Below are 26,058 nucleotides of genomic sequence, written 5' to 3' on the forward strand. Positions count from 1 at the left end.
GCGCCGGCAGCCGTCGCCGGTGAAATACATGCCCGGGTAGGTCTTGAAATAGGTGTCGATGAAACGCTGGTGGTCGCCGTACACCGTGCGCATCTGGCCCGGCCAGGAATCCTTCAGCACCAGGTTGCCTTCGGTGGCGCCGTGAAGCTCGCGGCCATCGGCATCCACCAGCGCCGGCTGCACGCCGAAGAAGGGCAGCGTTGCCGAACCGGGTTTGGCGGGAATCGCGCCCGGCAGCGGCGAAATGAGGATGCCGCCGGTTTCGGTCTGCCACCAGGTGTCGACGATGGGGCAGCGCTCTTCGCCGACGACGCGGTTGTACCACTCCCAGGCCTCGGGATTGATCGGCTCGCCGACCGTGCCCAGCAGGCGGATGGATTTGCGCGAATGTTTTTTCACCGGCGCGTCGCCCTCGCGCATGAGCGCGCGGATGGCGGTGGGCGCGGTGTAGAAGATCGTCACCTGGTGGCGGTCGCAGACCTCCCAGAACCGGCCGGGGTCGGGATAGGTCGGCACGCCCTCGAACATCACGGAAGTGGCGCCATTGGCCAGCGGCCCGTAGACGACGTAGCTGTGGCCGGTGACCCAGCCGACGTCGGCGGTGCACCAGAAGACGTCGTCTTCCTTGAGGTCGAATACGCATTCATGGGTGTAGCTGGCCCACACCAGGTAACCGCCGCTGGTGTGCAGCACGCCCTTGGGTTTGCCGGTGCTGCCCGAGGTGTAAAGGATGAAAAGCGGGTCCTCGGCGTTCATCGGCCGGGCCTCGTGCGTGGCCGGCTGGGCGTCGACCACGGCGTCGTACCAGCGGTCGCGCGGCATCTGCATGGGCACGCCGCCGCCGGTGTGGCGGACCACCAGCACGGTTTCGACGCTGTTGGTGCCGGGCTTGGCCAGTGCTTCGTCGACGTTGGCCTTGAGCGGGATCGCCTTGCCGCCGCGCAGGCCTTCATCGGCGGTGATCACCAGCTTGCTGGAACAATCGGCGATGCGGTTGGCAATGGAATCGGGGGAAAAGCCGCCGAACACCACCGAATGGATCGCGCCGATGCGCGCGCAGGCCAGCATGGCCACCGCCGCTTCCGGGATCATCGGCAGGTAGATGGTGATGCGGTCGCCCTTGACCACGCCCAGGGCCTGGAGCGCATTGGCCAGCTTGCAGACCTGGGCATGCAGTTCGCGGTAGGTGATGCGGCGCGGCGACGCCTTGGGGTCGTCGGGCTCCCAGATGATGGCGACCTTGTCGCCGCGGTCGGCCAGGTGGCGGTCAAGGCAGTTGGCCGCGACGTTCAGCTCGCCGTCGGCGAACCAGCGGATGTGGAAATCCTTGACGTCGAAGCTGGTGTCCTTGGCCTGCGTGAAGGGTTTGCTCCACTGCAGGCGCTGGCCGTGCCGGCGCCAGTAGGCCTCCGGGTCGCGCACCGAATTGGCATAACCACGTTCGTAGTCGTCGCGGCGCAGCTTGGCCTTGGCTTCGAAGGCGGGGGGAACGGGAACGATTCGCTCGGACATGGGGGCTCCTGCGGCGCGTGGCCACGGTGGTTCTTCAACAAGATTACTCGCCTGCCGGTCATTCTGGGCCAGCCCGGCGGACGCCCAATTAGACCTTGGTCTAAAGCAGCCCGGATTTAGACCAATGGCGAATGGCCCGCCCCCGCACGCCGTCACAGACTCGGCGGGCCATTGGGGCCAAACGTTCGGATTTCCGGGAGGGGAAAGATGAACCGACACACACGTTACGCGCGTTCCGCGCTGGCGCTCGCCGTCTTGCTGGCGATCGCCGTGCCCGGACAGGCGCTGGCGCAGGACGCCGGCGCACAGGATCTGGAAGCCCGCATCGCCCAGCTTGAACAGATGGTGCAGGGCCTGAAGGCCGAACTCGATGCACAGAAGGCCGCCGAAGCCGCCAAACCCGCGCCGCCGGCCCAGCCGATCCAGGCCGGCACGATCATGCCCGGCGCCAATCCGGGCACGCGCTTCAGCTTCGGCGGATTCATCAAGTTCGACTCGATGTACACCACCACCAGCGACGGCGAGATCCCGGACAGCTCCACCGGCCGCCTGTTCTACGTGCCCAGCACGATTCCCGTGGGCGGCGTGGACGAAGACGGTGCCGACCTGGATTCGCACATCCAGTTCTCGCGCCTGTGGTTCGGCGCCGACACCGACCTGGACGGCCACAAGCTCAAGGCCTACCTGGAAATGGACCTGTTCGGCGGCGCGCTTGGCAACGAGGTCGCCACCAACACCTACGGCGTGACCATCCGCCACGCCTACGTCAGCTGGGACAAGTGGCTGGCCGGCCAGACCTGGTCGAACTTCCAGGACGCGGGCGCGCTGCCGGACGCCGTGGATTTCGTCGGCCCGACCGAAGGCACCATCTTCGTGCGCCAGCCCCAGCTGCGATACACCAACGGCCCATGGTCGTTCTCGCTGGAGAACCCGGAAACCACCTACGCCGCGCACCTGACCGGCGCCCGCGGCGCCAGCGACGACAACTCGTTGCCCGACCTGACCCTGCGCTACATGCACAGGGCCAGCTGGGGCCACTTCACCGTGGCCGGCCTGGCGCGGCAGCTCAAGTACGAAACCGCGACCAGCAGCGAAAGCGAAAGCGCCTTCGCGCTCAGCGTGTCGGGCAAGTGGAACGTCGGCGCCAACGATGACATCCGCTACATGATCAGCGGCGGCAGCGGCCTGGGTCGCTACCTCGCCTTCGGCCTGGGCCCGGACGCGATGACGGCGGCCGACGGCTCGCTCGAGGCCCTTGACGGCTACGGCGGCTTCATCGCCTGGCGCCATGCCTTCAGCCCGAAGCTGCGCGGCAACGTGTTCTATTCGATGGCGCAGTTCGACAACGACCCGCTGCTGACGGGCCTGGCGCTGACCGAATCGGCGCGGTCCTTCCACGCCAACCTCATCTACTCGCCGCTGCCCAAGATCGACATCGGCGCCGAGCTGATATGGGGCAACCGTGAACTCGAGAGCGGTGCCGACGGTGATATCCGCCGCCTGCACATGCACGTCAAGTACAGCTTCTGACCCTGCGCCGGGAGGCAAAGACCATGAGCAATCCAGTCACCGAAGAACGGCGCCAGGAGTACTGGCGCCGCACCCTCCGGGTCACGGCAATCCTGCTGTCGATCTGGTTCGTCGTTACCTACGTGGTGATCTTTTTCGCAGTCCCGCTGAATCAGTTCACCTTCCTGGGTTTCCCGTTCGCCTTCTACATGGGCGCGCAGGGAGCATTGATCGTTTACGTGGCGCTGATCGTCTTCTATGCCTGGTACATGAACCGGCTGGATCGCGAGTTCGGCGTGGCCGAGGAGGGCTGACCCATGTCCGGAGACTTCGTAAGCCGGCTTCCCAAGATCTATGGCATGTACACGGGCGGCTTCCTCGCGTTCGTGGTGGCGCTTGCCATCGGCGAACAGCTGGGCATGCCCAATGCCTGGATTGGCTACGTGTTCATGGCGGCGACCATCGGCCTGTACGCGATGATCGGCATCATGAGCCGCACCGCGGAGACCGACGAGTATTACGTCGCCGGTCGCCGCGTGCCCGCCCTTTACAACGGCATGGCCACCGGCGCCGACTGGATGTCGGCGGCCAGCTTCATTGGCATGGCCGGCACCCTGTACGCGCAAGGTTATGACGGCCTGGCCTTCGTGATGGGCTGGACCGGCGGCTACGTGCTGGTGGCGCTGTTCCTGGCGCCCTACCTGCGCAAGTTCGGCCAGTACACCATCCCGGACTTCCTGGGCACGCGTTACGGCGGCAACCTGCCGCGAACCATCGGCATCATCTGCGCCATCACGGCCAGCTTCACCTACGTGATTGCGCAGATCTACGGCGCCGGCATCATCACCAGCCGCTTCCTGGGCATCGACCTGGCCACCGGCGTCTGGGTGGGCCTGATCGGCGTACTGGTGTGTTCGCTGCTGGGCGGCATGCGTGCGGTCACCTGGACCCAGGTGGCGCAGTACATCGTGCTGATCATCGCCTACCTGGTGCCCGTGGTCTGGCTGTCGATCAAGGTTACCGGCAACCCGGTGCCCCAGCTGGCCTATGGCGAGGTGCTGCAGCAGATCACCGTGCTTGAGCAGCAGCTGGGCGTCACTGCGGGGCATGCCACGCCCTTCGTGAAGAACGACATCGTCAACTTCATGGCGCTCACCTTCTGCCTGATGGTGGGCACGGCCGCGCTGCCGCACATCCTGATGCGCTTCTTCACCACGCCCAGCGTCAAGGAAGCCCGCAAGTCGGTGGGCTGGTCGCTGTTCTTCATCTTCCTGCTGTACTTCACGGCGCCGGCGTATGCGGCATTCGCGAAGCTCGAGGTCTATTCCAACGTGATCGGGCAGTCCATCGCCACGCTCCCGGCCTGGGTGGCTTCGTGGACGCAGGTGGGCCTGGTGTCGGTGTGCGACGCGACCAATGCGGCGACGACGATCAAGGGCTGCGTGGCCAACGGCAACGGCGACGGCATCCTGCAGCTGGCGGAGCTGATGCTCAACGCCGACGCGATCGTGCTGGCGACCCCGGAGATCGCCGGCCTGCCCTATGTCGTTGCCGGCCTGGTGGCCGCCGGCGGCCTGGCGGCGGCGCTGTCGACGGCCGACGGCCTGTTGCTGACGATCTCCAACGCGCTGTCCCACGACGTGTACTACAAGATGGTCAACCCGAACGCGACGGCGAAGAAGCGCCTGACCGTTGCCCGCATCCTGCTGCTGGGCGTGGCGGCGATCGCGGCCTACGCGGCCTCGCATGCTCCGGCGACGATCCTGTCGATCGTGGCCTGGGCCTTCTCGATAGCCGCGGCCTCGTTCTTCCCCGCACTGGTGCTTGGCATCTTCTGGAAACGGGCGAACAAGGCCGGCGCGGTGGCGGGCATGCTGGTCGGCTTCGGGCTCACGCTGTTCTACCTGGTGAACGTGAAGTTCCTGGGCATGACGCCGTGGTTCGGCATCAAGGACGTTTCCGCCGGCATCTTCGGTATCCCGCTGGGCTTCCTGACCATCTGGGCGGTCAGCCTGATGACGGCCGAGCCGTCGCAGGAAACCAAGGACATGGTCGAGGACCTGCGTTACCCGAAACTCGCAAGGTGATGGTGGCCGCCGCGGTCTTCCTCCCCGAAGGCCGCGGCAACCCGGGCGCCGGTGCAGCCCGCACCGGCGCCTTTTTCGTGACCAGGCGTTTACTGATTAGAATCCGACGATGCTGACGACCTATACCCTGCTGAGCTACGTGATCGCGGTGCTGATGTGGACCTTGATCGGCCGCGGCGTGCTGCGCCTGCTGATTCCGGGCGACCCGATGAAGAACCCGGTCTACCGGCTGTTCACCTGGGCCCTGTGGCCGGTGCTGGCGCCCTTGCGCGCGACCATCGGACGCTTCGTGCCGCATTCGCATCTGGGCTGGTACGCCTTCATCATCCTGCTGGGCCTGCGCATCGGTCTGTACATGCTGTTCTACAGCCAGGGCTGGCTGGTCCTGCCAGCCAACACCCCCCTGTAGGAGCGCCTTCAGGCGCGAATCTTTTCCGGGCTCTTGTGGGAGGGACTTCAGTCCCGATGCCCTTGGCCTTGCGGCCAAGGCCAAGGGCAAGGGCAGGAGATTCGCGCCTGAAGGCGCTCCTACAAACGCTCGTTACCAATCGGTGGGGCGGTAGTCCTTGAGGAACTGGCCCCAGACGTGGGTGCCGGTGTTGAAGCCGTCGATGATCGGGTCGACGATGCGCGCGGCACCGTCGACGATGTCCAGCGGCGGGTGGAAACGTTCCTCGCGCGTCTTGCGCTCGGCGATCTCCAGCGGATCTTCGTCCGTCACCCAGCCCGTATCCACCGCGTTCATGTGGATGCCGTCGCCGTGGTAGTCGGCGGCCGAGGTGCGCGTCATCATGTTCAGCGCGGCCTTGGCCATGTTCGTGTGCGGGTGCCGGGTGGTCTTGAAGTTGCGGTAGAACTGCCCTTCCATCGCCGAGACGTTGACGATGTGCTTGTCACGTTCGGGCGTGCGCAGCATCAGGGGCTTCAGGCGCGCGTTGATCAGGAAGGGCGCGACGGCGTTCACCAACTGCACTTCCAGAAGCTCGACCGACGGCACCTCGTGCATCTGCAGGCGCCAGGAATTGCGGCCACGCAGGTCCACCTGCTGCAGGTCCTGGTCCAGGCGGCCTTCCGGGAACAGGTGCTGCTGGCCCAGAAGTTCTTCGGCCAGCAGCGGCACCTGCGACAGTTCGGCGGCGCGGGTCAGGCCGGGCGCCGCGGCGTCGTGCGCCAGCGTATTGGCATCGGCCACCAGGTCGTAACCGCGCAGGCCCTCGTAGCTGCCCAGCAGCTTGCGCACGTGTTGTGGCATGTCGCCGTGCGCGGCGGTTTCGCCGGCGATCATGTGCGCGTAGAACGCCGGCGGGCGGCGCACGGTCTGGCAGGCATTGTTGATGATGAAGTCCAGGCGCTCGCGCGTGGCCAGCAGGGTCTGGCAGAAAGCCTCGACGCTGGGCGTGTGGCGCAGGTCCAGGCCGAAGACCTCCAGGCGATGGCCCCACTCGTCGAAATCCGGCTCCTGGGCGTAACGCGCCGCGGAATCGCGCGGGAAACGCGTTGTGACGATCAGCGAGGCGCCGGCGCGCAGCAGCTTCAGGCCGGCCTGGTAGCCGATCTTGACGCGTCCGCCGGTGAGCAGCGCGACGCGGCCGGTCAGGTCCGCGGTTTCGGTGCGCTTGAGGAAATTGAAGTCCGCGCAGGCCGGGCACATCTGGTCGTAGAAGTGGTGGATGCGCGTGTACTTTTCCTTGCACACGTAACAGTGCTGCGGCTCGATCGTCTCGCGCGCCGGGTCGTCGGTGATGTGGTCCACCGGCGCCTTGGAGGGCGGGAAATAGTTCGGCGTCTGGAACACCGGCTTGCTGCGCAGCTCGCGGATGCCGGTGGCGGCAAGCACCGCATCGTCGTGGGCGTTGCGCTCCTTGACCACCGCGCGCCTGGCCTCGCGGCGGCGCGTGCGATGGTCGATCGGGTCGGGGTTGTGGAAACGGTTCACCGCCGCTTTCAGGCGCTTCTGTTCTTCCACCGGCAGGGCCTCGAAGGCGGCGCGGTCGGCCGCCACGGCATCGAGCAGTTCGGCGGCGGCGCGCAGGCGCTCGATCAGGGCGGGGTCGCCGGTAGGCGGGGTTTCGGGAAGGTCGGTCATGGTGGCAGTTCAGAAAGCAAGGCCCGCCGAAGCGGGCCATGCGGATGGATCAGTGCCTGTTGGGTCAGGCGCGCGCGGGCACCATCGAATAACCCTTCAGGCGCTGCGAGAACTCTTCGAGCTGGCGGATGCCCGAGGCTTCGGCTTCGGCGCACCAGGCGCGCAGGGCGACCATCTTTGCCTCGGCTTCGGCGCTGCGCAGTTCGTAGATCGCCAGCAGGCGCTGGCGGAAGTCGAGCAGGCGCTGGGTGTTCGGGCGTTCGGCGACCCAGGCGTTGAAGCGCTCGCGCTTTTCTTCGCTGAGCCACTTGCCATCGCTGCGGAAGGCGCGGCGCAGGCGACCCGGCAGGTCGGCAGCCTCGGCCTGCAGGTGCGGCTTGAGCACCAGCTTGTAGTAGTCGGTGGCGACCTGCCAGCGGTGCGCCATCATCGCGCGCATCGTGTCGGCGTCGGGCACCTGGATGTTCGGGCGAACGTCCAGCTCCGGGGCGACGCGCAGCACCTTGGCCAGGCCGACGGCCTGCAGGCCGCGGATCACGGTCCAGCCGATGTCGAATTCATACTTGCGCAGCGCGAACTTGGCCGAGCTCGGGAAGGCGTGGTGGTTGTTGTGCAACTCTTCGCCACCCACCCAGAACGCCCACGGGGTGAGGTTGGTCGCGGTGTCGGCGGTGTCGAAGTTGCGGTAGCCCCACCAGTGACCCAGGCCGTTGATGACGCCGGCGGCCCAGAACGGGATCCAGGCCATCTGCAGCGCCCAGATCGCGATGCCCGGGATGCCGAACAGCGCGATGTTGATGAACAGCATCAGGCTCGGGCCCCAGGACGGGTGCGCGGTGTAAAGCTTGCGTTCGACCCAGTCGTCCGGCGACCCCTTGCCGTACTTTTCCAGCATGTCCTTGTCCAGGCGCGCTTCCTGGTAAAGCTCGACGCCGCGCCACAGCACCTTGTTGATGCCCTGGAAACGCGGGCTGTGCGGGTCTTCCGCGGTTTCGCACTTGGCGTGGTGCTTGCGGTGCACGGCCGTCCACTCCTTGGTGACCATGGCGGTGGTCAGCCAGGCCCAGAAGCGGAAGAAGTGCGTGAGCACCGGATGGAAGTCCACGCCGCGATGGGCGGCGCTGCGGTGCAGGTAGAGGGTGGTCGTCATGATGGTGAGCTGGGTCACCACCAGGAAATAACCGGCCATCTGCCAATAGCTCGCCTGCGTGAAGCCGCGGGCCAGCCAGTCGAAGAACTCGGGGGACATCGGAAACTCCAGGGAACGGTCGTGGGCCTTGCTACAGGACGATGATGCCCGCCGGAAGCGGCGCCGTCACCCTTCCCCTTGGTATGGGGGCGCCCCGGAAAGCCTGCAAGGGCGCGGGGCTGAACCGCGGGTTCAGCCCCGCGTTCAGCCCCTGGCGTCGAGCTGCGGGCCGGGCCCGGCTTCCGGCCCGGCACCGGGCGCCGGCGGCGCGGCCGGCACGTCCAGCTGCGGGAAGGCGAAGCCGACGTCGTTTTCCGCGAACAGCTCGACCAGGCGCACGTTCAGCTCGTTGCGCACCGCCAGCCGGTCGATGATGCCGCCCACGAACACGCGCAGCTCGAAATCCAGGGAGTTGGCGCCGAACTCCAGCAGCCAGCTGCGCGGCGGCGGCGTCTCCAGGACCCGCGGGTTCTCGGTTGCTGCCTGCATCAGCAGGCGGTGCACCAGGGCCGGGTCGGTGCCGTAGTCCACGCCCACCTTGACCACGATGCGGGTGGTTTCATCGCTCAGGGTCCAGTTCACCAACTGGCCGGTGATGAAGGTCTTGTTCGGGACCACGATTTCCTTGTTGTCGAAATCAAGGATGGTGGTGGCGCGGGTGCGGATGCGGGTAACGGTACCGTCGAGGTTGTTGACGGTGATCACGTCGCCCACGCGGAACGGCCGCTCGAACAGCAGGATCAGGCCCGATACGAAGTTGGCGAAGATTTCCTGCAGGCCGAAGCCCAGGCCCACCGTCAGCGCCGCCGCCAGCCACTGCAGCTGGCCCCAGCGCAGGCCCAGCAGGCCCAGTCCGACGATGATGCCGACCAGCACGATCGCGTAGCGCGACACGCTGGTGATGGCGTAGCGCGAGGCCGCGTCCATGTTCACCTTCGACAGCAGGCCGATTTCCAGCAGGCCCGGCAGATTGCGCGCGGCGACCACGGTCAGCGCCAGCGCCAGCACGCCCAGCAGTGCCGCCATCAGGGTGATGGGAATGACGGTGTCGCCGCCGTCGGCGGAAGCCTGCGCCACCGACCAGAGCACCACTTCGTCCAGGCGGGCGAAGGCCGGCAGCACGTCCGCCCACACCCAGACCAGGCCGGCGGCCAGCATCACCAGTTTCATCGCGCGCAGCAGGCGGCGGGTCTGGGCGTTGACCTTGTCCAGCGCCAGGTCTTCGTCGAAGTCCACGGGGATCGCTTCGCCGCCGCCTTCCTCGGGCGTGGTGCCTTCGGCACGCGCCTGGGCCTCGGCCTCGCGCTTGAGTTCCTGACGGCGCAGCGCCAGGCGGCGTTCGCCAAGCGCGAACCAGCGTGCCAGCAGGCCGTGCAGCACTGCCACCGCGATGAACACGCCGACGCTGGCGAACTGGGCGTCAAGCACGATGGCCGTGGAGTACACATAACCCTGCAGCGCCAGCACGGCGCCGGCGGCCAGACCGGCCGGCAGCACGACACGCAGCACCCGGCGGAAATTGGACGGCTCGGGACTTTCGCCACGGGCGTGGCGAATGCGGTCGGGCCCCAGCAGCCAGGCCAGGCAGACCGCCGAAAACACGCCGGCGATGACCAGGGCCAGGCGGGCCGGCACGTCGATGGCGATGTCCTGGTCGCGGATGAAGGCCAGCGCGACCACGAAATACAGCGGCAGCAGCACCGCCTTGAGCGCCGGCAGCCAGGCCTGCAGGGCTTCGCGGCGCTGGCGGGTCCAGCGGAAGTGGGCGTGGGCCAGGCCGCGGTCGCGCACCAGCCAGTCCAGGAACGACAAGGTTAGCGCCGGCAGCGCCATGGCTTGCAGCGCCTGGCCCAGGGAGTCGCTGTATTTCCCGCGCTCGCCCACGTCCTGCAGCAGTTCGCCGCCCAGCCACAGCGCCGCGGCGCCGGGAAGGGCCGCGACGAACGTCCAGGCCAGGCTTTCCAGGGTGCGCCGGTAGCGGTCCTGGCGAACATCGCGCAGGCCCTGCCCCAGGGCTTCGATGCGCCCGCGGGCGCGTCGGCGCAGCAGGGCCAGCAGCAGCACCGCCATCACCGCCAGCGCGAACACCGCCGGACGCTCGGCGATCGAACGCGCCAGCAGCCGGCCGGTGGTGGCGAAACGCTCCGGCTTCACCAGGTCCGTCACCGCCGCTGGCCAGCGCCCGAACCAGGCCAGGTCGACCGGCGCGTGGCTGCGGATCCACAGCAGGTGGCGGTCGAGCAGCTGGCGCAGTTCGCTGGTGGTCTTCAGGCGCGCCTGCAGCACGCGTTCGGTTTGTTCGAGCGTGGCGGCCTGGCGCCACAGCATGGGTTCGAGCCGGGCGGCCAGGTCCTGGCGCCCTTCGAGCCAGGTCTCGAGCGGGTCGGTTTCACCGTCCGCGACAACCAGGCCGGTGTCGTCGTCGCGGCCGGCCGCGGCGGTGCGCAGCTCATCGGCCTGGGCCGACACGTCGGCCAGGTTGCGCTGGCGTTCGTCCAGGGCGATCAGGCGAAGGCGGGTGTCGGCCAGGGACTGGCGGGTGTCGGCCAGGCGGTCCTGCAGGACGTCGGCGAATTCAAGCTGGCGCATGACCGCCCACAGCCAGGTGCCCACCTGTTCGCTGTTGCCGCCCAGCTCCAGCCGGGTGCGGCTGTCGCGCAGGGCGGCGCGGTCGGCGGCGAGGTCCTGTTCGCCGGCAGCCAGGCGCTGGCGGTATTCGGCCAGCTGTTCGTTGGCGGCCAGCAGGTCGCCGGCCAGCGCGAGATTGGTGGCCGCGGCTTCGGCCAGCACCGGGTCGCCGGGCGGCAGGGCGCTGGCGCGGGCATGCACGTCTTCCACCACGGCCTGCAGGCTGGCGCGGGACTGGTCGCGGATGCGCTGCTGCAGGAACAGCAGGCGCGGTTCGTGCTGGGCCAGGCGCTGGCGCAGCACGCGCAGCTCCAGCTCCTGGGCTCGCTGGCGCACGGCGGCGGAGGTTTCGCGGGCCTCGCGAAGCGCCAGTTCGGCTTCGATGCGTTCGAGTTCGGCGGCCTGCCGGAGCCGGCGCGATTCGGTCAGTGCGGCGGGTTCGCCTTCACTTGCCACCACCGAAGCCGACAGTTCTTCCCGGCGGCTTTGCAGTTCCTCGAGGCTGGCGCGGGCGCCCGCGTCGGGCGACAGTGCGGCGCCCAGGTCGGCGGTGAGGCGGGCGATGCGGGCACCCAGCGCTTCGGCCTCGCGGCGTTCGTTTTCCAGCAGGCCTTCAAGCACCTCGATGTCGGCGCGGGCCGGCTGGCTGTCCCGCCAGGCGGCCAGGGCCTGGCGCGGCGAAGCCTGGAGCTGGCGCTCGAAGCGGCGCGCGCGCTCGGGCGCGGCGGCGATGTCGGCTTCCAGGGTCGCCAGCTCCTTGCGCAGGCGCGCCGTTTCTTCGGCGGCCTGCGCGGCGGCATCCAGATTGTCGCTGGCGGCCTGGCGCTGGGGGTCGGCCAGGCTGTCGAGCGCCGAGCGCACCGTATCAACCGGGCCCGACGGGGGCGTCGCCACGGCCGGCAACGAAAGCAGCGCCAGGCCCAGGAACAGGCAGGCGGTCGTGAGGGGGAAGGCAGGGCGCATCGGCCAAGGCTATGCCTCCGTGGCCCGCCGCCGCAATTGACGCGTGCACTTGCCGGCTCTGCCAAACTTCGGCCATGCCCGAATTGCCCGAAGTCGAGACCACCCGGCGCGGCCTGGCCCCGCACCTGGAAGGCCGGCGCATCACCGGCGTGGTGCTGCGCCGGCCCGACCTGCGCTGGCCCATTCCACCCGAAGTAGCGCGCGAACTGCCCGGCCAGCGCGTGCTGGGCGTGCGCCGGCGCGCCAAATACCTGCTGCTCGACACCGCGCCCGGCAGCGCCCTGCTGCACCTGGGCATGTCGGGCATGCTGCGGGTGCTGCCGGCGCGCACGCCGGTGGCGGCGCACGACCACGTCGACCTGGCCCTGGATTCGGGCCGGGTGCTGCGTTTCACCGACCCGCGGCGTTTTGGCTGCCTGCTCTGGCAGCCGGCCGGTGAAACCCACGACCTGCTGGCCCACCTGGGGCCGGAACCGCTGTCGGAGGCCTTCGACGGCGATTACCTGTTCACGCTCAGCCGAGGCCGCAAGGCCCCGGTGAAAACCTTCCTGATGGACCAGGCGGTGGTGGTGGGCGTGGGCAACATCTATGCGGCCGAGAGCCTGTTCCGCGCCGGCATCGCCCCGGGCCGGGCCGCCGGCGGCATCAGCCGCGACCGCTACCGGCGCCTGGCCGAGGCCGTGAAGGCCATCCTGGCCCACGCCATCACCCGGGGTGGCACCACGCTGCGCGACTTCCTCAACGCCGACGGGGCGCCGGGCTATTTCGAACAGGAACTGTTCGTGTACGGACGTGAAGGCGAGGCCTGCAAGCGCTGCGGCCGGACCCTGCGCGACGGCCGCATGGCCAACCGCGCCACGGCCTGGTGCCCGGGCTGCCAGCGGTAGGCGGCATGTTCATTTATAGTGTCCCCAGCCCGCGCAGACGGGCCCCGGGGAGACATGAACGAGATTGCCGAAATCACCCAGTGGTTGAGCGCTGCCCGTGCCGGCGACAAGTCCGCGCTCGACCGGGTGCTGGCAACGCTCTACCGTGAACTGCACGGCATGGCCCGGCGCCAGCTGGGCGGCCAGCAGCATGGCCATACGCTCGACACCACCGCGCTGGTGCACGAGGCCTACCTCAAGCTGGCCGGCCGCGCCGAAGCCGAGTTCGAAGACCGCGCCCATTTCTTCGCCTACGCCGCCAGCGCCATGCGTTCGGTCGTGGTCGATTACGCCCGCCAGCGCATGGCGGTGAAGCGCGGCGGCGACCTGCACCGGGTCACCGACCTGCCCGAGGACGCCGGCGGCGGCATGCGCCTGGACGAAGAAATGCTGGGCCTGGACGTCGCGCTGAACAAGCTCAACGACCTCGACCCGCGCCTGGCCCAGGTGGTCGAGATGCGCTATTTCGCCGGCCTGTCGGAAACCGAGATCGCCGGCCTGCTCAAGCGCTCCGAACGCAGCGTGCGCCGCGACTGGCAGAAGGCCCGCATGTTCCTGCTGGCGGCGCTTCAAGGCTGACAAGGACCCCTTCGCGGTGGACACCGAACACTGGTCCACGCTGTCGGTGCTGCTCGACGAACTTATCGAGCTCGAACCGCCCGCGCGCGCGCGCCGCCTGGCCGAGATCGAGAACGTCGATCCGCCGCTGGCCGAAGAACTGCGCAAGCTGATCGCCCTGGAAGAAGACCGGCCCGACTTCCTGGCCGAATCGGTCGTGGACGCGTCGCTGTTCTCGCCCCAGCCCGGCCAGCAGATAGGTCCCTACAAACTCGAGCGCCCGCTCGGCGAAGGCGGCATGGGCCAGGTCTGGCTGGCCACGCGCGCCGACGGCCTGTACCAGCGCCGCGTGGCGGTGAAACTGCTGCGCCCGGGCCTGGGCGACGCCGGCCTGCGCCAGCGGTTCACCCGCGAACGCCAGATCCTGGCGCGGCTTGGCCACGCCCACATCGCCCGCCTGCTCGATGCCGGCGTCAGCAGCGACGGCCAGCCCTACCTGGCGCTGGACTACGTGCAGGGCCAGCCGATCACTCAGTACGCCCAGCAGCTGTCGCTGCCGATGCAGCAGCGGCTGCGCTTGTTCCTGCAGGTCTGCGCCGCGGTCAGCCACGCCCACGCCAACCTGGTGGTGCACCGCGACCTGAAGCCTTCCAACATCATGGTGACGCCGGCCGGCGAGGTCTGCCTGCTCGACTTCGGCATCGCCAAGCTGCTCGACGAACCGCAGGACGGCAGCCCGGAGATCACCGGCACCGGCACGCGCGCCTTCACCCTGTACTACGCCGCGCCCGAACAGCTGCGCAACGGCGTCATCACCACCATGACCGACGTTTACGCGCTGGGCGTGGTGCTTTACGAACTACTGGTCGGCCGCAAACCCTACGACCCCGCGCGCGGCACGGACGCCGCCTGGGAGGAAGCGATCCTGACCGCCGATCCGGTGCGGCCCTCGGTGGCCGCCTACCGGCTGGCGCGCGAACAGGACGAGCCGCACCCGCGCCGGCTGTCGCGCGAACTGTCCGGCGACCTCGACAACATCCTGTGCAAGGCCCTGGCCAAGGCGCCGGAAGACCGCTACGTCTCGGTCGAAGCCCTGGCCCAGGACCTGCGCCGGCACCTGGACGGCGAGCCCGTGCAGGCCCGGCCGCAAAGCCTGGGCTACCGCAGCTTCAAGTTCGCCCGGCGCAACTCGGTCGCGATCGTGGTCGGCAGCCTGTTCACGGCGCTGATGCTGGGCGCGGTCGCCTTCATGGCCTGGCAGACGCGCGTGGCGCTGCAGGAAGCCGGGCGCGCCCAGGCGATGCAGGACTTCGTGATCGCGCTGTTCGAAGACACCGAACAGGCCGGCGACGGTGGCCTCGATGCCCGCACCCTGCTCGACGCCGGCGTACGCCGCGCCGACACCGAACTGCGCAGCCAGCCCCAGGCCCGCGCCGAACTGCTGGGCCTGGTGGCACGCCTGCGCCAGGGCCTGGGCGACGACCGCCAGGCGCTGGAACTGCTCGACCGCCAGGCTGACATCCTGGGCACGCTGTCGGGCTCGGTGCCGGCCCGGTTGGGCGTGGAATCGGCGGCCCTGCGTGGCCGCAGCCTGCGCAGCCTGGGCCAGCCGGAAACCTGCGTGCGGGCGCTGGTGCCCTGGCTGCCGGTGGCCCAGCAGCAGGCCGCCGCCGCTCCGCGCGCGTCGGCCGAATTCCTGTCGCAGCTGGGCCGCTGCCACCGCGAACTGGGCGGCCGCGAAGTGGCGCGCGACCTGTTCGGACGCGCGCTGGCGCTTCGCAACCAGGGCGACGAAAGCAAGGTGCTGCAGGCCGAAAGCCGCGCCGACCTCGCCGGCCTGCTGGCCGACGAGGGCCGCTACGAGGAGGCGGTGCGCGGGCTGCGCGAGTCCCTGGGCCTGCTGCGCGAAGCCGGCGGCGACCGCAATACGCTCGGCGTCGAGGTCTGGCGCGAGCTCGGCCGCTACCAGGTCGCGCAGGGCGACCTGGTCGAAGGCGAATCGTCCTACCGGCAGGCCCTGCAGATCACGCTCGACCGTTTCGGCCTTAACCACCCGCTGACCACCGGCGTGCAGCGCCCGCTGGGCGAACTGCTGATGGACGTGGGCAAGCTGGCCGAAGCCCACCAGCTGCTGCGCTCGGCCCACGACCGGCTGCTGTCGCGCTTCGGGCCCGACCATCCGGAAGTCGCCGCGTCCTGGCACCAGCTCGGCCGCGTGGCCTGGGAACAGGACCGCCACGACGAAGCCGACGAAGCCCTGCAGCGCAGCCTGCAGCTGCGCCGGCGCGGCAACCTGCTGGTTCACCACGTGTCGGTGCTGTGCGACCTGGCCCGCGTGCGCCAGGCCCGCGACCTGCGCGAAAACGCCCGCAGCCTGGCCGAAGAATGCCTGCAGCTTTCCCGCAGCCGCGACCGCACCCTGGCCAGCCGCGCCCGCGTGCTGCTGGCCGAGCTGGCGCAGGCGGGCGGCAATCCGCAGGAGGCACGCCGCCTGCTGGACGAAGCCGGCGAACGCCTGGACCAGGCCGATGTCGACGCCCAGGCCCGGGTCAGCCTGGCCCAGGCCCGCCTGGCGCTTCAGCAGGGCCGTCCCGACGACGCCGAAGCGCAGCTGGCCAGCCTGCGCACCCAGGCCCGCGCCCATCCGGCCGTGGCCCGGCTGTCGGCCTGGCCGCTGGAACTGCTCCAGGCCGAACTGCACTGCCGCGCCGGGCGGCTGGGCCAGGGCCGCGTGCAGGTGGCGCAAACCCTGCAGCTGCAGGCGGCGCAGATGCCCGAGCGGCAGCGGCTCAGGCGCGACCTGGCGGCGCTGGCGCCCAGCTGCGGCAGCTGATCAGTCGGGCGTGCCCAGGGGCAGGCGCGGCTGCTGCAGGTCGATGTAACCCTCGCCGGCCATCACTTTCTTGAACTCGCCGCGGCTGACCGACACGTAACGTTCGTTGCCGCCGATCTCGACCTGCGGGCCGTCGGTGATCGCGCGGCCGTGTTCGTCCACGCGCACCACCATGATGGCCTTGCGGCCGGTGTGGCAGATGGTCTTGATCTCGACCAGGTTGTCGGCCCAGGCCAGCAGGTACTGACTGCCTTCGAACAGTTCGCCGCGGAAGTCGGTGCGCAGGCCGTAGGCCAGCACCGGCACGTCGAGCCGGTCGACGATTTCGGTGAGCTGCCAGACCTGGCGCTTGGACAGGAACTGGGCTTCGTCCACCAGCACGCAGTGCAGTTCGCCGCGCGCGGCGATGTCTTCGCGGGCGATCGCCAGCAGGTCGTCGTCGCGCTCGAACACGGTGCCGCGGGCCTTGAGCCCGATGCGCGAGGCCACCAGGCCTTCGCCGGCGCGGTTGTCCAGCTTCGGGGTGAGCAGCAGCGTGCGCATGCCGCGCTCGTGGTAGTTGTGCGCGCTTTGCAGCAGCGTCGTGGTCTTACCGGCGTTCATCGCCGAGTAGTAGAAGTAGAGCTTGGCCAAGGTCGGGTCCGGCGGTGGGGCGAGGCGCCATTATCGCCGGCCCCGCCGCCCGTGTCCGGCCCCGGGCCTGCCCGTCGGATTTACTCTTCCTCGCCTTCCCCGGGCATCGGCTCGCCCAGGTCGGTGATCTCGCCCACGTCCACGGTGCCTTCGGCGTGCTGCTTCCAGTCGGTGTCCTGCCACTGCGTGTACTGGTCGATGTCCCAGAACTTTTCGTCGTAGAAGGCCGAGCCGTCCACCACTTCGGTGCCGCTGGGCGTGGGGATGACGATAGTGAGCGCGCCGACCGAACCGACGCGACTGCCGGTGGTGTTGCGCTTGGCGAAACGCAGTTCGCGTTCAAGCCGCACCTTGGCGACCTCGTCGCCGTACTCGGCATACAGGCGGGGGCCGATTTCCAGCGCGCGGGCGCGGCCTTCGGCGTCGAGCTCGTTCCAGTAACGCTCGCGCTTGGCCAGCATCAGCGGGTAGGCGCGTTCGGCGGCCAGGTCCATCCACACGTAGCCCAGGGCCTTATCCTGGGCGACACCGGTGCCTTCCCAGTACATCTCGCCGATCATGCCCTGCGAGGGTTTGTCGGAATGACGCGCGGCGCGGCGGAAGTGGATCATCGCCTCGTCGTAGTGGCCCTTGCGGAAATTGGCCAGGCCCGACAGCCGGTAGCGCAGGTCCGGGTGCCCGGACAGGAAGGCCGCGGACGACATGATGCGCCGCTCGCCGGCGTCGTCGGCCGTCTGCGCCAGCGCCATGGGCGCGGCGGCAAGGGAAAGCAGGATGGCGCAGGAAAGCAGGATCGGACGCATGGGGGGGTCTCGTCTGGTGGCAGGCGACTGTGTGGCACACGATGCCAGCGAATTGTGAAGCGAACATGGGCCAGCGGTCATGGCGCGGGCAGGCCCAGCAGCGCCAGGGCCTTGCCGAACTCCGCATCCGGCGGCGCCACCACTTCCCGCCGCGCGCCATCGGCCGGGTGCGGGAACTCCAGTCGCCAGGCGTGCAGCAGCATGCGGTGCACGCCGCGCATGCGGAAGGCCAGGTTGTGGCGGCCGTCGCCGTGGCTGGTGTCGCCCACCAGGTGGTGGTGCACGTGCTTGAGGTGGCGCCGGATCTGCCGGAAACGACCGGTGCGCGGGCTGCAGCAAAGCAGCGCGTAGCGTGAACTCGGAAACTGCTGGCTGGGCCAGTCCACTTCGGTGGTGGCCAGGGTGCGGTATTCGGTGATCGCGGGCTTCTTCACCGGCTTGCCCGGGCCGCCGTCGAGGGCATGGTCGATCACGCCCTCGGGCGGCTCCGGCCAGCCGCGGCAGACGGCCAGGTAGTCCTTGCGGAAATGTTCGGCCATCAGGCTGCGGCCCAGGGCCGATGCGGTATCGCGATCAAAGGCCAGCAGCAGGCAGCCGCTGGTGGCGCGGTCGAGCCGGTGCACCAGGAAAATCGGCCGGCCGAACTGTTCGCGCAGCCGGTCGGCGGCGAAATCGGTTTCGCCGCGCGCCAGCTTGCTGTCGTGGACCATCAGGCCGGCGGGTTTGTTGACCACCGCGAGCTGGTCGTCGGCGTAGACGACCGGCAGCCCTACGTTTTGCTCGCTCACCGGCGCGGCCAGGCTGCCAGGAAGGCGCCGAAGGCGCCGAGGCCGGCGATGCCGGCGGCGGCCGGGATGCCCCAGAACTGCGGGCCGCCGGCTTCCAGCGCGTACAGCACCGCCGCGACGATCATCAGGCCGGTGCCGAGGATCGCGTAGACGGTCTGGCGCTGGCCGGCGCGGGAGATGCGCGCCAGTTCGGCCAGGTCTTCGCTGCGCATGCGCAGGGAATGTTCGCCGCGCACGCTCTGGGACAGGAATTCGTGCACCAGGCGCGGCATGTCCGGCGCGTGGGTTATCAGTTCGGGCAGGCGCTTGCGGAACTCGTTGCCCAGGGTCGCCGGGCTGTAGCGTTCGCGCAGGATCTTTTCCAGCACCGGCCGCGCCTCGGCCCAGATGTCGAGCTTGGGATCGAGCAGCCGGCCCACGCCTTCGATGTTGAGCAGGGTTTTCTGCAGCAGGATCAGCTGCGGCTGCAGGGTCAGTTCGTAGCGCTGGGCGGTCTTGAACAGTTTCACCAGCACCTCGCCCAGCGAAATCTCGCTCAGCGGCCGGGTGAAGTAGGGCTCGCAGACCGCGCGCGTGGCCGCCTCGAGTTCGTCGATGCGCACCGTCGCCGGCATCCAGCCGGCTTCGACGTGCAGCTCGGCGATGCGGCGGTAGTCGCGCTGGAAGATGGCCATGAAGTTTTCGGCCAGGTAGTACTGGTCGCGGCGCGTCAGCTGGCCGACGATGCCGAAGTCGATGGCGATGTAGCGCGGGTTGTCCTTGCGCGCCGGGTCCAGGTCCACCCAGATGTTGCCGGCGTGGGCGTCGGCGTGGAAGAAGTTGTCGCGGAACACCTGCGTGTAGAACACGCGCACGCCGCGGGCGGCGAGTGCCTTGCGGTCGATGCCGGCGGCGTCGAGCGCCTCGACGTCGTCGGAGGGAATGCCGCGCACCCGTTCCATGGTCAGCACGCTTTCGCTGCTGTGGCTCCAGAACACCTCGGGCACGTACAGCTCGTCGCTGCCGGCCCAGGTGCGGCGCATCAGGCTGCCGTTGGCGCCCTCGCGCTGCAGGTCGAGTTCGGCGTAGAGCGTGGATTCGATTTCGCTCACCACTTCCTGCGGCCGGATCTTGTCGGCCGAGGGGTGGTGGCGGTCGGCCAGCGCGGCCAGGGTGCGCAGCAGGGCGATGTCGTCGCGGATGCGCTGGCGGATGCCGGGGCGCAGCACCTTCACCACCACCTCGCGGCCGTCGTGCAGGCGCGCGGCGTGCACCTGGGCGATGGAGGCGGACGCGAGCGGGGTGTTTTCGAACTCGGCGTACAGGGTGTCGATGGGCTTGCCCAGGCCGGCTTCGATGCGCTCGCGCGCCACTTCGCCCGGGAAGGGCGCGACGCGGTCCTGCAGCAGCGACAGTTCTTCGGCCATGTCCGGCGGCAGCAGGTCGCGGCGCGTGGACAGCACCTGGCCGAACTTCACGAAGATCGGGCCCAGTTCCTGCAGGGCCAGGCGCAGGCGCTGGCCGCGCGGCAGGTCGGTGGCGCTGGCGCGGCGCGTGATCGGCTTGAGCAGCCAGAGCCAGCCGCCGACCGCGGTGTTTTCAAGCAGGGAGTCGAGGCGGTGGCGCAGCAGCACGCGCACGATGCCCAGGGCCCGCAGGCTGCCGCGTGCGCTGCGCAGCGGGCTCATGCGCCGGCCTCCGGCGACAGCCGGGCCAGGCGCGCCGCCAGGCGTTCGACCTGGTCGCGCAGTTCGTCGACGTCGTCGTGGAAGGCGGCCAGTTCGGCCTTGCCGACCAGGTCGCGGCGTTCTTCGGTGAGGTAGTCGACGGCGTCGCGGGAAAAGCCCTTGGCGAACTTGGCGCCGCCGGCCAGGGCATCACGCAGCAAACGCGCCGCCTGCGGCCCGAACACCGGGCCCAGGGCCCGGGCGAAGGGTTCGTCCCAGTCGGGGTCGAAACGCTGGGCGAGCTTTTGCAGCTGCCGGGCCAGTTCGGCGTCGCCGTTGATGCGCACCTTGCCCACCGGCGGGGCGCCGGGCGGGCGCAGGAAAGGCAGCTGCGAAAGTACGCCGGAAATCGTGGCGCGCACGCCCAGGTCGGGCTCGTCGCCCGGCTCGTTCCTGGGCGGCCCCACCACCAGCCGGCCGTCGGCGACGGCAAGCTCCAGGGCGATGGGTGGCGCTTCGAGCGCCAGGCCGATACGACGACCGCCGAGGCCACGCAGGGCTTCGGCGGTGTCGGGGTCCAGTTCTACGAGCCGGTTCAAGGCCTGTTCCAGCGCGCGGCCGGCCAGGGGCTTGAGGGCGTCGAAGGGGGAAGCGGCAGGATCCGTCATGCCGCCATTCTAGCGGGCTGGCGCCCGGACGCGGCGCCAGCCCCCCGGCTCATCACTTCGTCACGTCTTCTTCTTCAGGAACGAGATGATGGCCAGGATAAGGAACACGACGAACAGGATCTGGGCGATCCAGGCCGAGGTGCCCGCGATGCCACCAAAGCCCAGCACGGCGGCGATGATGGCGATGACGAGAAAGATCAGCGCGTAATGGAGCATGGTTGCTCTCCTTTGTTTTTGTGGACCCGGATGCTTCGGGCAGGAACGAAGCTAGCCCCCGCTTCCTGACTGCGCGCCAACAAACTGAGCGCCGCGTTAACCCCGCGTGGTCCACCAGGCGGCCAGGCGCGCCAGGCCCTCGTCCATGGCCACCCGGGGCACGTAGCCGAAGTCCCGGGCGGCGGCGGAGATGTCATACCAGTGCGGCGTCGACAGCTGTTCGGCGACGAACCGGGTCATCGGCGGTTCGCCGGGCAGGCGCAGGGTGCGCCAGGCCAGCTCAAGCACCGCGCCGGCGGCATAGGCCACGCCGTAGGGGATGGTCTTGTCCACCGGCGGTTGGCCAGCCGCGGCCAGCAGGTCGTTGACGATGCGGCGGACTTCACGCGGTTCGCCGTTGGAAATGAAGTAGGCCCTGCCGGCGCAGGCGGCGCCCGGCGCCAGCGCCGCGAAGGCGTCCAGGTGGGCCTGCACGGCGTTGTCGATGTAGGTGGTGTCCATGCGGTTGTGGCCGCCGGCGACAAAACGCAGGCGGCCGGCCTTCGCACGTTCGACCAGGCGCGGCAGCAGCTGGGTGTCGCCCGGGCCCCAGATCAGGCGCGGGCGCAGGGCCACGGTCGCCAGGCTGGCATCGTTGGCCGCCAGCACTTCCTTTTCGGCGATCAGCTTGGTTGCCGGGTAGGGCGCCTTGAAGTGTTCGCCGTAGGGCGTGTTGGTTTCGTTACCGCCTTCGACCGCGCTGCGGCCGCTGTGGGTGACGCTGGGCGTGGAGGTGTAGACCAGCCGGCCGATGCCGTGCGCACGCATCGCCGCCAGCACGTTGCGGGTGCCGGTGACGTTGGCGGCGAAGTAGCTTTCGTGGCTGCCCCAGGCGCCGGCCTTGGCGGCGTTGTGGAAAACCGCATCCTGGCCGGCCAGCGCCGCGTGCACGGCCCCGGCGTCGGCGAGGTCGCCGCGGACCTGGCGCACGCCCATGGCTTCGAGGGCGGGCGAATGGCTGCGCTGGAAACTGGTGACCTCGTGGCCCTGCGCCTGCAGCGCGCGGCACAGGGCCTGGCCGAGGAAACCGGCGCCGCCGGTGACCAGCACCTTCAGCGCCGCCACTTCATTTCCTTCGCCGCCCAGGCTGCCAGGGTTTCGCGGCCGATCTTGGCGTTGTGGCGGATATCCACCGGGAAGCCGTCGTGGATCAGGAAATGCTGGATGCGCGCGGTGTGCACGAAGCCGTTGGCCATGTGCCGCAGCTCATCGAGCACGCGCTCGTGTTCGTACTGCGGCAGGTGCGGGGCCATTTCCACGCAAAGCACAGGTTGTTGTTTTCCGGGTTCGCCGACGCCGACCAGGGCGGTACGCGCGACTTCGGGATGCACGTTGAAGACCGGTTCGACCTGTTCGGTGTAGAGATTGCCCTCGATCGTGCGCACGCGGTGCGACTTGCGGCCGCAGAACCACAGCCGGCCCTGGGCATCGAAGCGGCCCAGGTCGCCCATGCGGTGCACGATGCGTTCACCGCCGTCGGCCAGGGTTTCGCGGATCTTGGCCAGGGCGGTGGCTTCGGGGCGGCGGAAATATTCGTCGGTGGCGGTGGGGCCGGCGACGGTGATCTCGCCGATCGCCTCGGCGCCGAGTTCCTGCACCTGCGACCAGTCGGGGATGGCGTCGTCGGTGATGGCGATGATGCGCACCTGGTTCGGCGGCACCGGCAGGCCGACGCAGGTGCCGGCGCCCTGCTCGGTGGCTTCGCGCGTGGCCTGCAGCTCGCGGCCTTCGATCACCGCGACCGGCAGGCATTCGGTGGCGCCGTAGGGCGTCCAGAAGCTGGCTTCGGCGGGCAGCAGCTCGCGCATCTTCGCCACCACGTCGGCCGGCACCGGCGCACCGGCGGAGGTGACTCGGCGCAGCGTCGGCAGCGGCTGGCCATGGTCCGCCAGCACGCGCATCAGCGCCGGCGAGCCGAACAGCTGGTCGATGCCGAAATTTTCGATCGCGGCGTGCAGCTTGCGCGGATCAGCCTTGGCGGGTTGGGTCGGGTCCATGTCCGGGATCACCGAGGCCAGGCCCAGGGCCGGGTCGAACAGCGCGAAGGGCGGGAAGGTCGGCAGGTCGACACCGCCGGGCGTGATGCCGAAGGCGTCGCGCAACATTCCGACCTGGGCCACGAAGTGGCGATGCCGGTACACCACGCCCTTGGGCACGCCGGTCGAACCGGAGGTGAAAAGGATGGCGGCGACATCGTCGGGCGCGGTGTCCGCCAGCTGCGGCCCGGCGCCGGCGCCGGCGGCTTCAATCGCGGCAAGCGTTGGCCCGCCCCAGAACCAGCGCCGCCCGACGGTGACCACGGTGCGCGCACCCGGCGCCCAGCCCAGCAGCTTTCGCGCCAGCACCGCCAGCGGGATGCCGACGAAGGCCTGCGGATCGGCTTCGCCCAGGCACTGGCGCAGCGCGCGCTTGTCAATGCCCGGATCCACCAGCACCGGCACGGCGCCGGCCTTGAACAGCGCGAACATCAGCAGGAAAAACTCGGGCGAAGGCCGCACCATAACCACCACCCGGCTGCCGCGCACGATGCCCTGCCCGGCCAGGCCGGCGGCGATGGCGTCCGAGCGCCGGTCGAGATCACCGTAGCTCAGCTCCACGTCGTAGCGCGCGAACCCATCCGATCCTCGCCGCCCCGGGCAGCGCATCGCCACCCGCTCCGGCGCCTGCGCCGCCAACCGCGGCAACGCCGCCGCGATGTTGCAGCCGCTCATGTCAGGTGCGGTCGAGGAACTGGCGGATGGCGGGGACGAGCACGTCCGCCTTGTCTTCAAGCACGTAGTGGCCGGCGTCTTCGAAGGCGTGCACTTCCGCCTTGGGCAGGGCCTGGGTGAAACCCTTCAGGAAGTGCTTGTCGAACACGAAATCGCGCAGGCCCCAGCCGATGAAGGCCGGGCGGTCGGCGTAGATCGGCAGGCGCTTGCCGGCGGTTTCGACCAGGTCCCAGGCGCGGTCGCCGGGCTGCAGCGGGATGTCCTGCACGAAGCGCACCGTCGAGATGCGCGACTGCCAGTTGTCGTAGGGCGCCAGCAGCGCACGCTTGACGTCCGGCGCCAGCGGCTTTTCCACGCCCTGGCTGGCGGCGCCGCCGGCGAAGGCGTTGGCGCCGCGGATCAGCCATTCGCCCAGGCGCCAGTTGCGGCCCAGGTTGAGCTGCCAGGGCAGGGGCTTGGCCGGCGGCAGCGGGAAGGCGGCGGTATTGAGGATCACCAGGCGCTTGATGCGTTCGCTGTGCTTGAGCGCCCAGCCGAAGCCGATCATGCCGCCCCAGTCATGCACGGCCAGGGTGACGTCGCCGGTGACGCCGGCGTGCTCGAGCAGACGATCCAGGTCCTGGATGCGGCTGCGCAGCGTGTAGGTGTAGGCGGCGTCGGCCGGCTTGTCCGACAGGCCCATGCCCATGTGGTCGGGCACGATGCAGCGGTAGCCGTCGCGCAGGCCCAGCACCAGCTTGCGCCAGTAGTAGGACCACGAGGGGTTGCCGTGCAGCATCAGCACGACCTCGCCCTGGCCCTCGTCGAGGTAGCTCTGGGTCAGGCCGTTGGGATGGACGAAGGATTTGGGCGCGAAGGGGTAGTCCGGGAACGGGCCCTTGGCCAGCAATCGCGCCTGTTCGGCGCTGGGGGTCTGGTTTTCCATGGGGCGGGATTCTACGCGAGCCCGCCGGGGCAGCCAGCAAACCCCGGGCCTGGCTGACGCCTTCACGGCCGATTGCGTATCTTGGCCGCTGATCCCCCGTGCCCCGGAGCCCGATGATGAGTCGCCGACTTCGCCTTGCCGCCGCGCTGGTGCTGGTTGTCGCGGCCCTGGGCTGGCTGCTGCTGGGCAAGCTGCGCGGACCCGAGCTCGCAGCCTACGAGGTGACGGCGCGGCCGCTGGTGCAGACCGTGGTCGCCACCGGCCGCGTGGTGGCCGTCTCGCGCGCCCAGGTCGGCAGCCCGGTGACCGGCGTGGTGCTGGAGCGGCGCGTGCAGGAAGGCGATGCCGTGCAGCCCGGCGACGTACTGGCGGTGCTGCGCGCCGACGATCTGGAAGCCCAGGCCGCCGAGGCCGCCGCCGCCCTGGACCAGCTGCGGCGCTCCACGCGCCCGCGGGCCCAGGCCGCCGTGCGCGAGGCCGAGGCCCGGCTTGAACAGGCCAGCCGGGAAGCCGCCCGCCGGCGCGACCTGTTCGCCCGCCAGCTGATCGCCCGCGAGGCGCTGGAACAGGCGCTGCAGGCGGAAACCGTCGCCCGCACCGCCGCCGAACAGGCCCGGCTGGCGATGCAGGACCTGGCCGAGGGCGGCCCCGCCGAAGCCGCCGCCCTGGCCCGGCAGGCGACCGCCCAGGCCCTTCTCGAAAAAACCACGATCCGCGCCGAAGTCGCTGGCACCGTGCTCACCCGCAACGTCGAACCCGGCGACCTGGTGCAGCCAGGCCGCGTGCTGCTCGAGATCGCCCGCGCCGGCGACACCGAGCTGCTTGTGCCGGTGGACGAAAAGAACCTCGAGGTCCTGGCCCTGGGCCAGCCGGCGATGTGCGTGGCCGACGCCTTCCCCGCACGCCCCTTCCCGGCGACGGTCAGCTTCATCGCGCCCAGCGTCGATGCCCAGCGCGGTTCGGTGGACATCCGCCTGGCCGTGTCGCCGGTGCCGGACTTCCTGCGCCAGGACATGACGGTTTCGGTGAACGTGGAAACCGGCCGCCGCGACCGGGCCCTGGTGGTTCCCAACGATGCCCTCGGCGAAATCGACGGCAACACCGCCCGGGTCTGGCGCGTGGCCGACGGCCGCGCCAGCCGGCAAACCGTCGAACTGGGCCTGCGCGGCCTGGCGCTGACCGAAATCACCGCCGGCCTGCAGGACGGCGACCGGGTGCTGGCCGACGCCGGCGCCGACATCGCGGATGGCAGCCGCGTGCGCGTTCGCGACGCCGGCATCCCGGCTGACGCCAACGACCCGGCCACCCGCAAAGAACTTCCGGCCAGGCTCGACTGAC

General features: G+C 69.6%; 21 protein-coding genes. 8 read left to right on the forward strand and 13 right to left on the reverse strand.

The annotated features are described in order from the left end of the window. Positions 1 to 1,512: acetate--CoA ligase (gene acs, locus AACZ35_RS00935; protein WP_339824941.1), on the reverse strand; the 1,512-nt coding region annotated here is incomplete at its 3' end. Positions 1,513 to 1,719: 207 nt separating this feature from the next. On the opposite strand from acs, the gene AACZ35_RS00940 reads away from it, so the two are divergent. The 4 genes from AACZ35_RS00940 (at position 1,720) to AACZ35_RS00955 (ending at position 5,517) form a co-directional block, all read left to right on the forward strand. Next, positions 1,720 to 3,042 carry a DcaP family trimeric outer membrane transporter gene (locus tag AACZ35_RS00940; RefSeq protein ID WP_339824944.1) on the forward strand — a complete coding sequence of 441 codons (1,323 nt, stop codon included), beginning with the start codon at positions 1,720 to 1,722 and terminating at the stop codon, positions 3,040 to 3,042. Between the two features lie 23 nt (positions 3,043 to 3,065). After that, the gene (locus AACZ35_RS00945; RefSeq protein WP_188663397.1) at positions 3,066 to 3,335 is read left to right on the forward strand and encodes a DUF4212 domain-containing protein; all 270 of its coding nucleotides are present in this window, start codon (positions 3,066 to 3,068) and stop codon (positions 3,333 to 3,335) included. A 3-nt stretch (positions 3,336 to 3,338) separates the two neighbouring features. Next, the gene (locus tag AACZ35_RS00950) at positions 3,339 to 5,108 is read left to right on the forward strand and encodes a sodium:solute symporter family protein (RefSeq protein WP_339824947.1); all 1,770 of its coding nucleotides are present in this window, start codon (positions 3,339 to 3,341) and stop codon (positions 5,106 to 5,108) included. 109 nt (positions 5,109 to 5,217) lie between these two features. Next, on the forward strand, positions 5,218 to 5,517 hold the full coding sequence (locus tag AACZ35_RS00955) for a hypothetical protein (RefSeq protein WP_339824950.1): 300 nt from the start codon (positions 5,218 to 5,220) through the stop codon (positions 5,515 to 5,517). Positions 5,518 to 5,649: 132 nt separating this feature from the next. On the opposite strand, the gene AACZ35_RS00960 is transcribed toward AACZ35_RS00955, so the two are convergent. From AACZ35_RS00960 to AACZ35_RS00970, 3 genes are all read right to left on the reverse strand, one after another. Further along, complete coding sequence (locus AACZ35_RS00960; protein ID WP_339824952.1) at positions 5,650 to 7,194, reverse strand: SDR family oxidoreductase; 1,545 nt, start codon at positions 7,192 to 7,194, stop codon at positions 5,650 to 5,652. A gap of 64 nt (positions 7,195 to 7,258) precedes the next feature. Then, positions 7,259 to 8,383 carry a fatty acid desaturase gene (locus AACZ35_RS00965; RefSeq protein WP_339825004.1) on the reverse strand — a complete coding sequence of 375 codons (1,125 nt, stop codon included), beginning with the start codon at positions 8,381 to 8,383 and terminating at the stop codon, positions 7,259 to 7,261. Positions 8,384 to 8,587: 204 nt separating this feature from the next. Next, positions 8,588 to 11,974 (reverse strand): mechanosensitive ion channel domain-containing protein, encoded by a 3,387-nt coding sequence (locus AACZ35_RS00970; protein ID WP_339824954.1) that lies wholly within the window; start codon positions 11,972 to 11,974, stop codon positions 8,588 to 8,590. A 74-nt stretch (positions 11,975 to 12,048) separates the two neighbouring features. Here AACZ35_RS00970 and mutM point away from each other — a divergent pair, with 74 nt between their 5' ends. From mutM to AACZ35_RS00985, 3 genes are read left to right on the forward strand one after another with little or no spacing between them, the layout of a single operon-like run. Then, complete coding sequence (mutM, locus tag AACZ35_RS00975) at positions 12,049 to 12,861, forward strand: bifunctional DNA-formamidopyrimidine glycosylase/DNA-(apurinic or apyrimidinic site) lyase (protein ID WP_339824956.1); 813 nt, start codon at positions 12,049 to 12,051, stop codon at positions 12,859 to 12,861. A gap of 54 nt (positions 12,862 to 12,915) precedes the next feature. Then, positions 12,916 to 13,479, forward strand: coding sequence for an ECF-type sigma factor (locus AACZ35_RS00980; protein WP_339824959.1), 564 nt, complete (start codon positions 12,916 to 12,918; stop codon positions 13,477 to 13,479). 16 nt (positions 13,480 to 13,495) lie between these two features. Beyond that, the gene (locus AACZ35_RS00985; RefSeq protein ID WP_339824962.1) at positions 13,496 to 16,291 is read left to right on the forward strand and encodes a protein kinase; all 2,796 of its coding nucleotides are present in this window, start codon (positions 13,496 to 13,498) and stop codon (positions 16,289 to 16,291) included. On the opposite strand, the gene AACZ35_RS00990 is transcribed toward AACZ35_RS00985, so the two are convergent. The 9 genes from AACZ35_RS00990 to AACZ35_RS01030 all read right to left on the reverse strand — a co-directional run bounded on the left by AACZ35_RS00990 (position 16,292) and on the right by AACZ35_RS01030 (position 24,720). Further along, positions 16,292 to 16,924, reverse strand: a complete 633-nt coding sequence (locus tag AACZ35_RS00990) for a thymidine kinase (protein WP_339824965.1) — start codon at positions 16,922 to 16,924, stop codon at positions 16,292 to 16,294. Positions 16,925 to 17,004: 80 nt separating this feature from the next. Beyond that, positions 17,005 to 17,727, reverse strand: a complete 723-nt coding sequence (locus tag AACZ35_RS00995) for a hypothetical protein (protein WP_339824968.1) — start codon at positions 17,725 to 17,727, stop codon at positions 17,005 to 17,007. A gap of 77 nt (positions 17,728 to 17,804) precedes the next feature. After that, positions 17,805 to 18,515, reverse strand: coding sequence for a pseudouridine synthase (locus AACZ35_RS01000; protein WP_339824970.1), 711 nt, complete (start codon positions 18,513 to 18,515; stop codon positions 17,805 to 17,807). Beyond that, positions 18,512 to 20,182, reverse strand: a complete 1,671-nt coding sequence (ubiB, locus tag AACZ35_RS01005; protein WP_339824972.1) for a ubiquinone biosynthesis regulatory protein kinase UbiB — start codon at positions 20,180 to 20,182, stop codon at positions 18,512 to 18,514. The genes AACZ35_RS01000 and ubiB overlap by 4 nt, the downstream gene beginning before the upstream one ends. Beyond that, positions 20,179 to 20,829 carry an SCP2 sterol-binding domain-containing protein gene (locus AACZ35_RS01010; RefSeq protein WP_339824975.1) on the reverse strand — a complete coding sequence of 217 codons (651 nt, stop codon included), beginning with the start codon at positions 20,827 to 20,829 and terminating at the stop codon, positions 20,179 to 20,181. The genes ubiB and AACZ35_RS01010 overlap by 4 nt, the downstream gene beginning before the upstream one ends. 60 nt (positions 20,830 to 20,889) lie before the next feature. Continuing rightward, positions 20,890 to 21,045 carry a DUF1328 domain-containing protein gene (locus AACZ35_RS01015; RefSeq protein ID WP_339824977.1) on the reverse strand — a complete coding sequence of 52 codons (156 nt, stop codon included), beginning with the start codon at positions 21,043 to 21,045 and terminating at the stop codon, positions 20,890 to 20,892. A 96-nt stretch (positions 21,046 to 21,141) separates the two neighbouring features. After that, positions 21,142 to 22,140 carry a 2-alkyl-3-oxoalkanoate reductase gene (oleD, locus tag AACZ35_RS01020; RefSeq protein ID WP_339825007.1) on the reverse strand — a complete coding sequence of 333 codons (999 nt, stop codon included), beginning with the start codon at positions 22,138 to 22,140 and terminating at the stop codon, positions 21,142 to 21,144. After that, entirely contained in the window at positions 22,137 to 23,795 is a 1,659-nt protein-coding gene (gene oleC, locus AACZ35_RS01025) for an olefin beta-lactone synthetase (RefSeq protein ID WP_339824979.1), read from the reverse strand. The genes oleD and oleC overlap by 4 nt, the downstream gene beginning before the upstream one ends. Before the next feature lies 1 nt (position 23,796). After that, on the reverse strand, positions 23,797 to 24,720 hold the full coding sequence (locus AACZ35_RS01030) for an alpha/beta fold hydrolase (protein WP_339824981.1): 924 nt from the start codon (positions 24,718 to 24,720) through the stop codon (positions 23,797 to 23,799). A 116-nt stretch (positions 24,721 to 24,836) separates the two neighbouring features. Here AACZ35_RS01030 and AACZ35_RS01035 point away from each other — a divergent pair, with 116 nt between their 5' ends. Beyond that, complete coding sequence (locus AACZ35_RS01035; protein ID WP_339824983.1) at positions 24,837 to 26,057, forward strand: efflux RND transporter periplasmic adaptor subunit; 1,221 nt, start codon at positions 24,837 to 24,839, stop codon at positions 26,055 to 26,057. Position 26,058 lies beyond the last annotated feature (1 nt).

The sequence above is a fragment of the uncultured Arenimonas sp. genome (assembly GCF_963976025.1).
Classification (GTDB): domain Bacteria; phylum Pseudomonadota; class Gammaproteobacteria; order Xanthomonadales; family Xanthomonadaceae; genus Arenimonas.

What these genes read in the sequence shown, in the direction of transcription:
- AACZ35_RS01010 (WP_339824975.1), bottom strand. Translation starts at nt 20,829, where the DNA reads ATGACGGATCCTGCCGCTTCCCCCTTCGACGCCCTCAAGCCCCTGGCC.
- AACZ35_RS00940 (WP_339824944.1), top strand. Translation starts at nt 1,720, where the DNA reads ATGAACCGACACACACGTTACGCGCGTTCCGCGCTGGCGCTCGCCGTC.
- AACZ35_RS00960 (WP_339824952.1), bottom strand. Translation starts at nt 7,194, where the DNA reads ATGACCGACCTTCCCGAAACCCCGCCTACCGGCGACCCCGCCCTGATC.
- AACZ35_RS00945 (WP_188663397.1), top strand. Translation starts at nt 3,066, where the DNA reads ATGAGCAATCCAGTCACCGAAGAACGGCGCCAGGAGTACTGGCGCCGC.
- AACZ35_RS00950 (WP_339824947.1), top strand. Translation starts at nt 3,339, where the DNA reads ATGTCCGGAGACTTCGTAAGCCGGCTTCCCAAGATCTATGGCATGTAC.
- AACZ35_RS00965 (WP_339825004.1), bottom strand. Translation starts at nt 8,383, where the DNA reads ATGGCCGGTTATTTCCTGGTGGTGACCCAGCTCACCATCATGACGACC.
- AACZ35_RS00970 (WP_339824954.1), bottom strand. Translation starts at nt 11,974, where the DNA reads ATGCGCCCTGCCTTCCCCCTCACGACCGCCTGCCTGTTCCTGGGCCTG.
- mutM (WP_339824956.1), top strand. Translation starts at nt 12,049, where the DNA reads ATGCCCGAATTGCCCGAAGTCGAGACCACCCGGCGCGGCCTGGCCCCG.
- AACZ35_RS00980 (WP_339824959.1), top strand. Translation starts at nt 12,916, where the DNA reads ATGAACGAGATTGCCGAAATCACCCAGTGGTTGAGCGCTGCCCGTGCC.
- AACZ35_RS00995 (WP_339824968.1), bottom strand. Translation starts at nt 17,727, where the DNA reads ATGCGTCCGATCCTGCTTTCCTGCGCCATCCTGCTTTCCCTTGCCGCC.
- AACZ35_RS01035 (WP_339824983.1), top strand. Translation starts at nt 24,837, where the DNA reads ATGAGTCGCCGACTTCGCCTTGCCGCCGCGCTGGTGCTGGTTGTCGCG.
- AACZ35_RS00955 (WP_339824950.1), top strand. Translation starts at nt 5,218, where the DNA reads ATGCTGACGACCTATACCCTGCTGAGCTACGTGATCGCGGTGCTGATG.
- AACZ35_RS01030 (WP_339824981.1), bottom strand. Translation starts at nt 24,720, where the DNA reads ATGGAAAACCAGACCCCCAGCGCCGAACAGGCGCGATTGCTGGCCAAG.
- ubiB (WP_339824972.1), bottom strand. Translation starts at nt 20,182, where the DNA reads ATGAGCCCGCTGCGCAGCGCACGCGGCAGCCTGCGGGCCCTGGGCATC.
- oleC (WP_339824979.1), bottom strand. Translation starts at nt 23,795, where the DNA reads ATGAGCGGCTGCAACATCGCGGCGGCGTTGCCGCGGTTGGCGGCGCAG.
- AACZ35_RS01015 (WP_339824977.1), bottom strand. Translation starts at nt 21,045, where the DNA reads ATGCTCCATTACGCGCTGATCTTTCTCGTCATCGCCATCATCGCCGCC.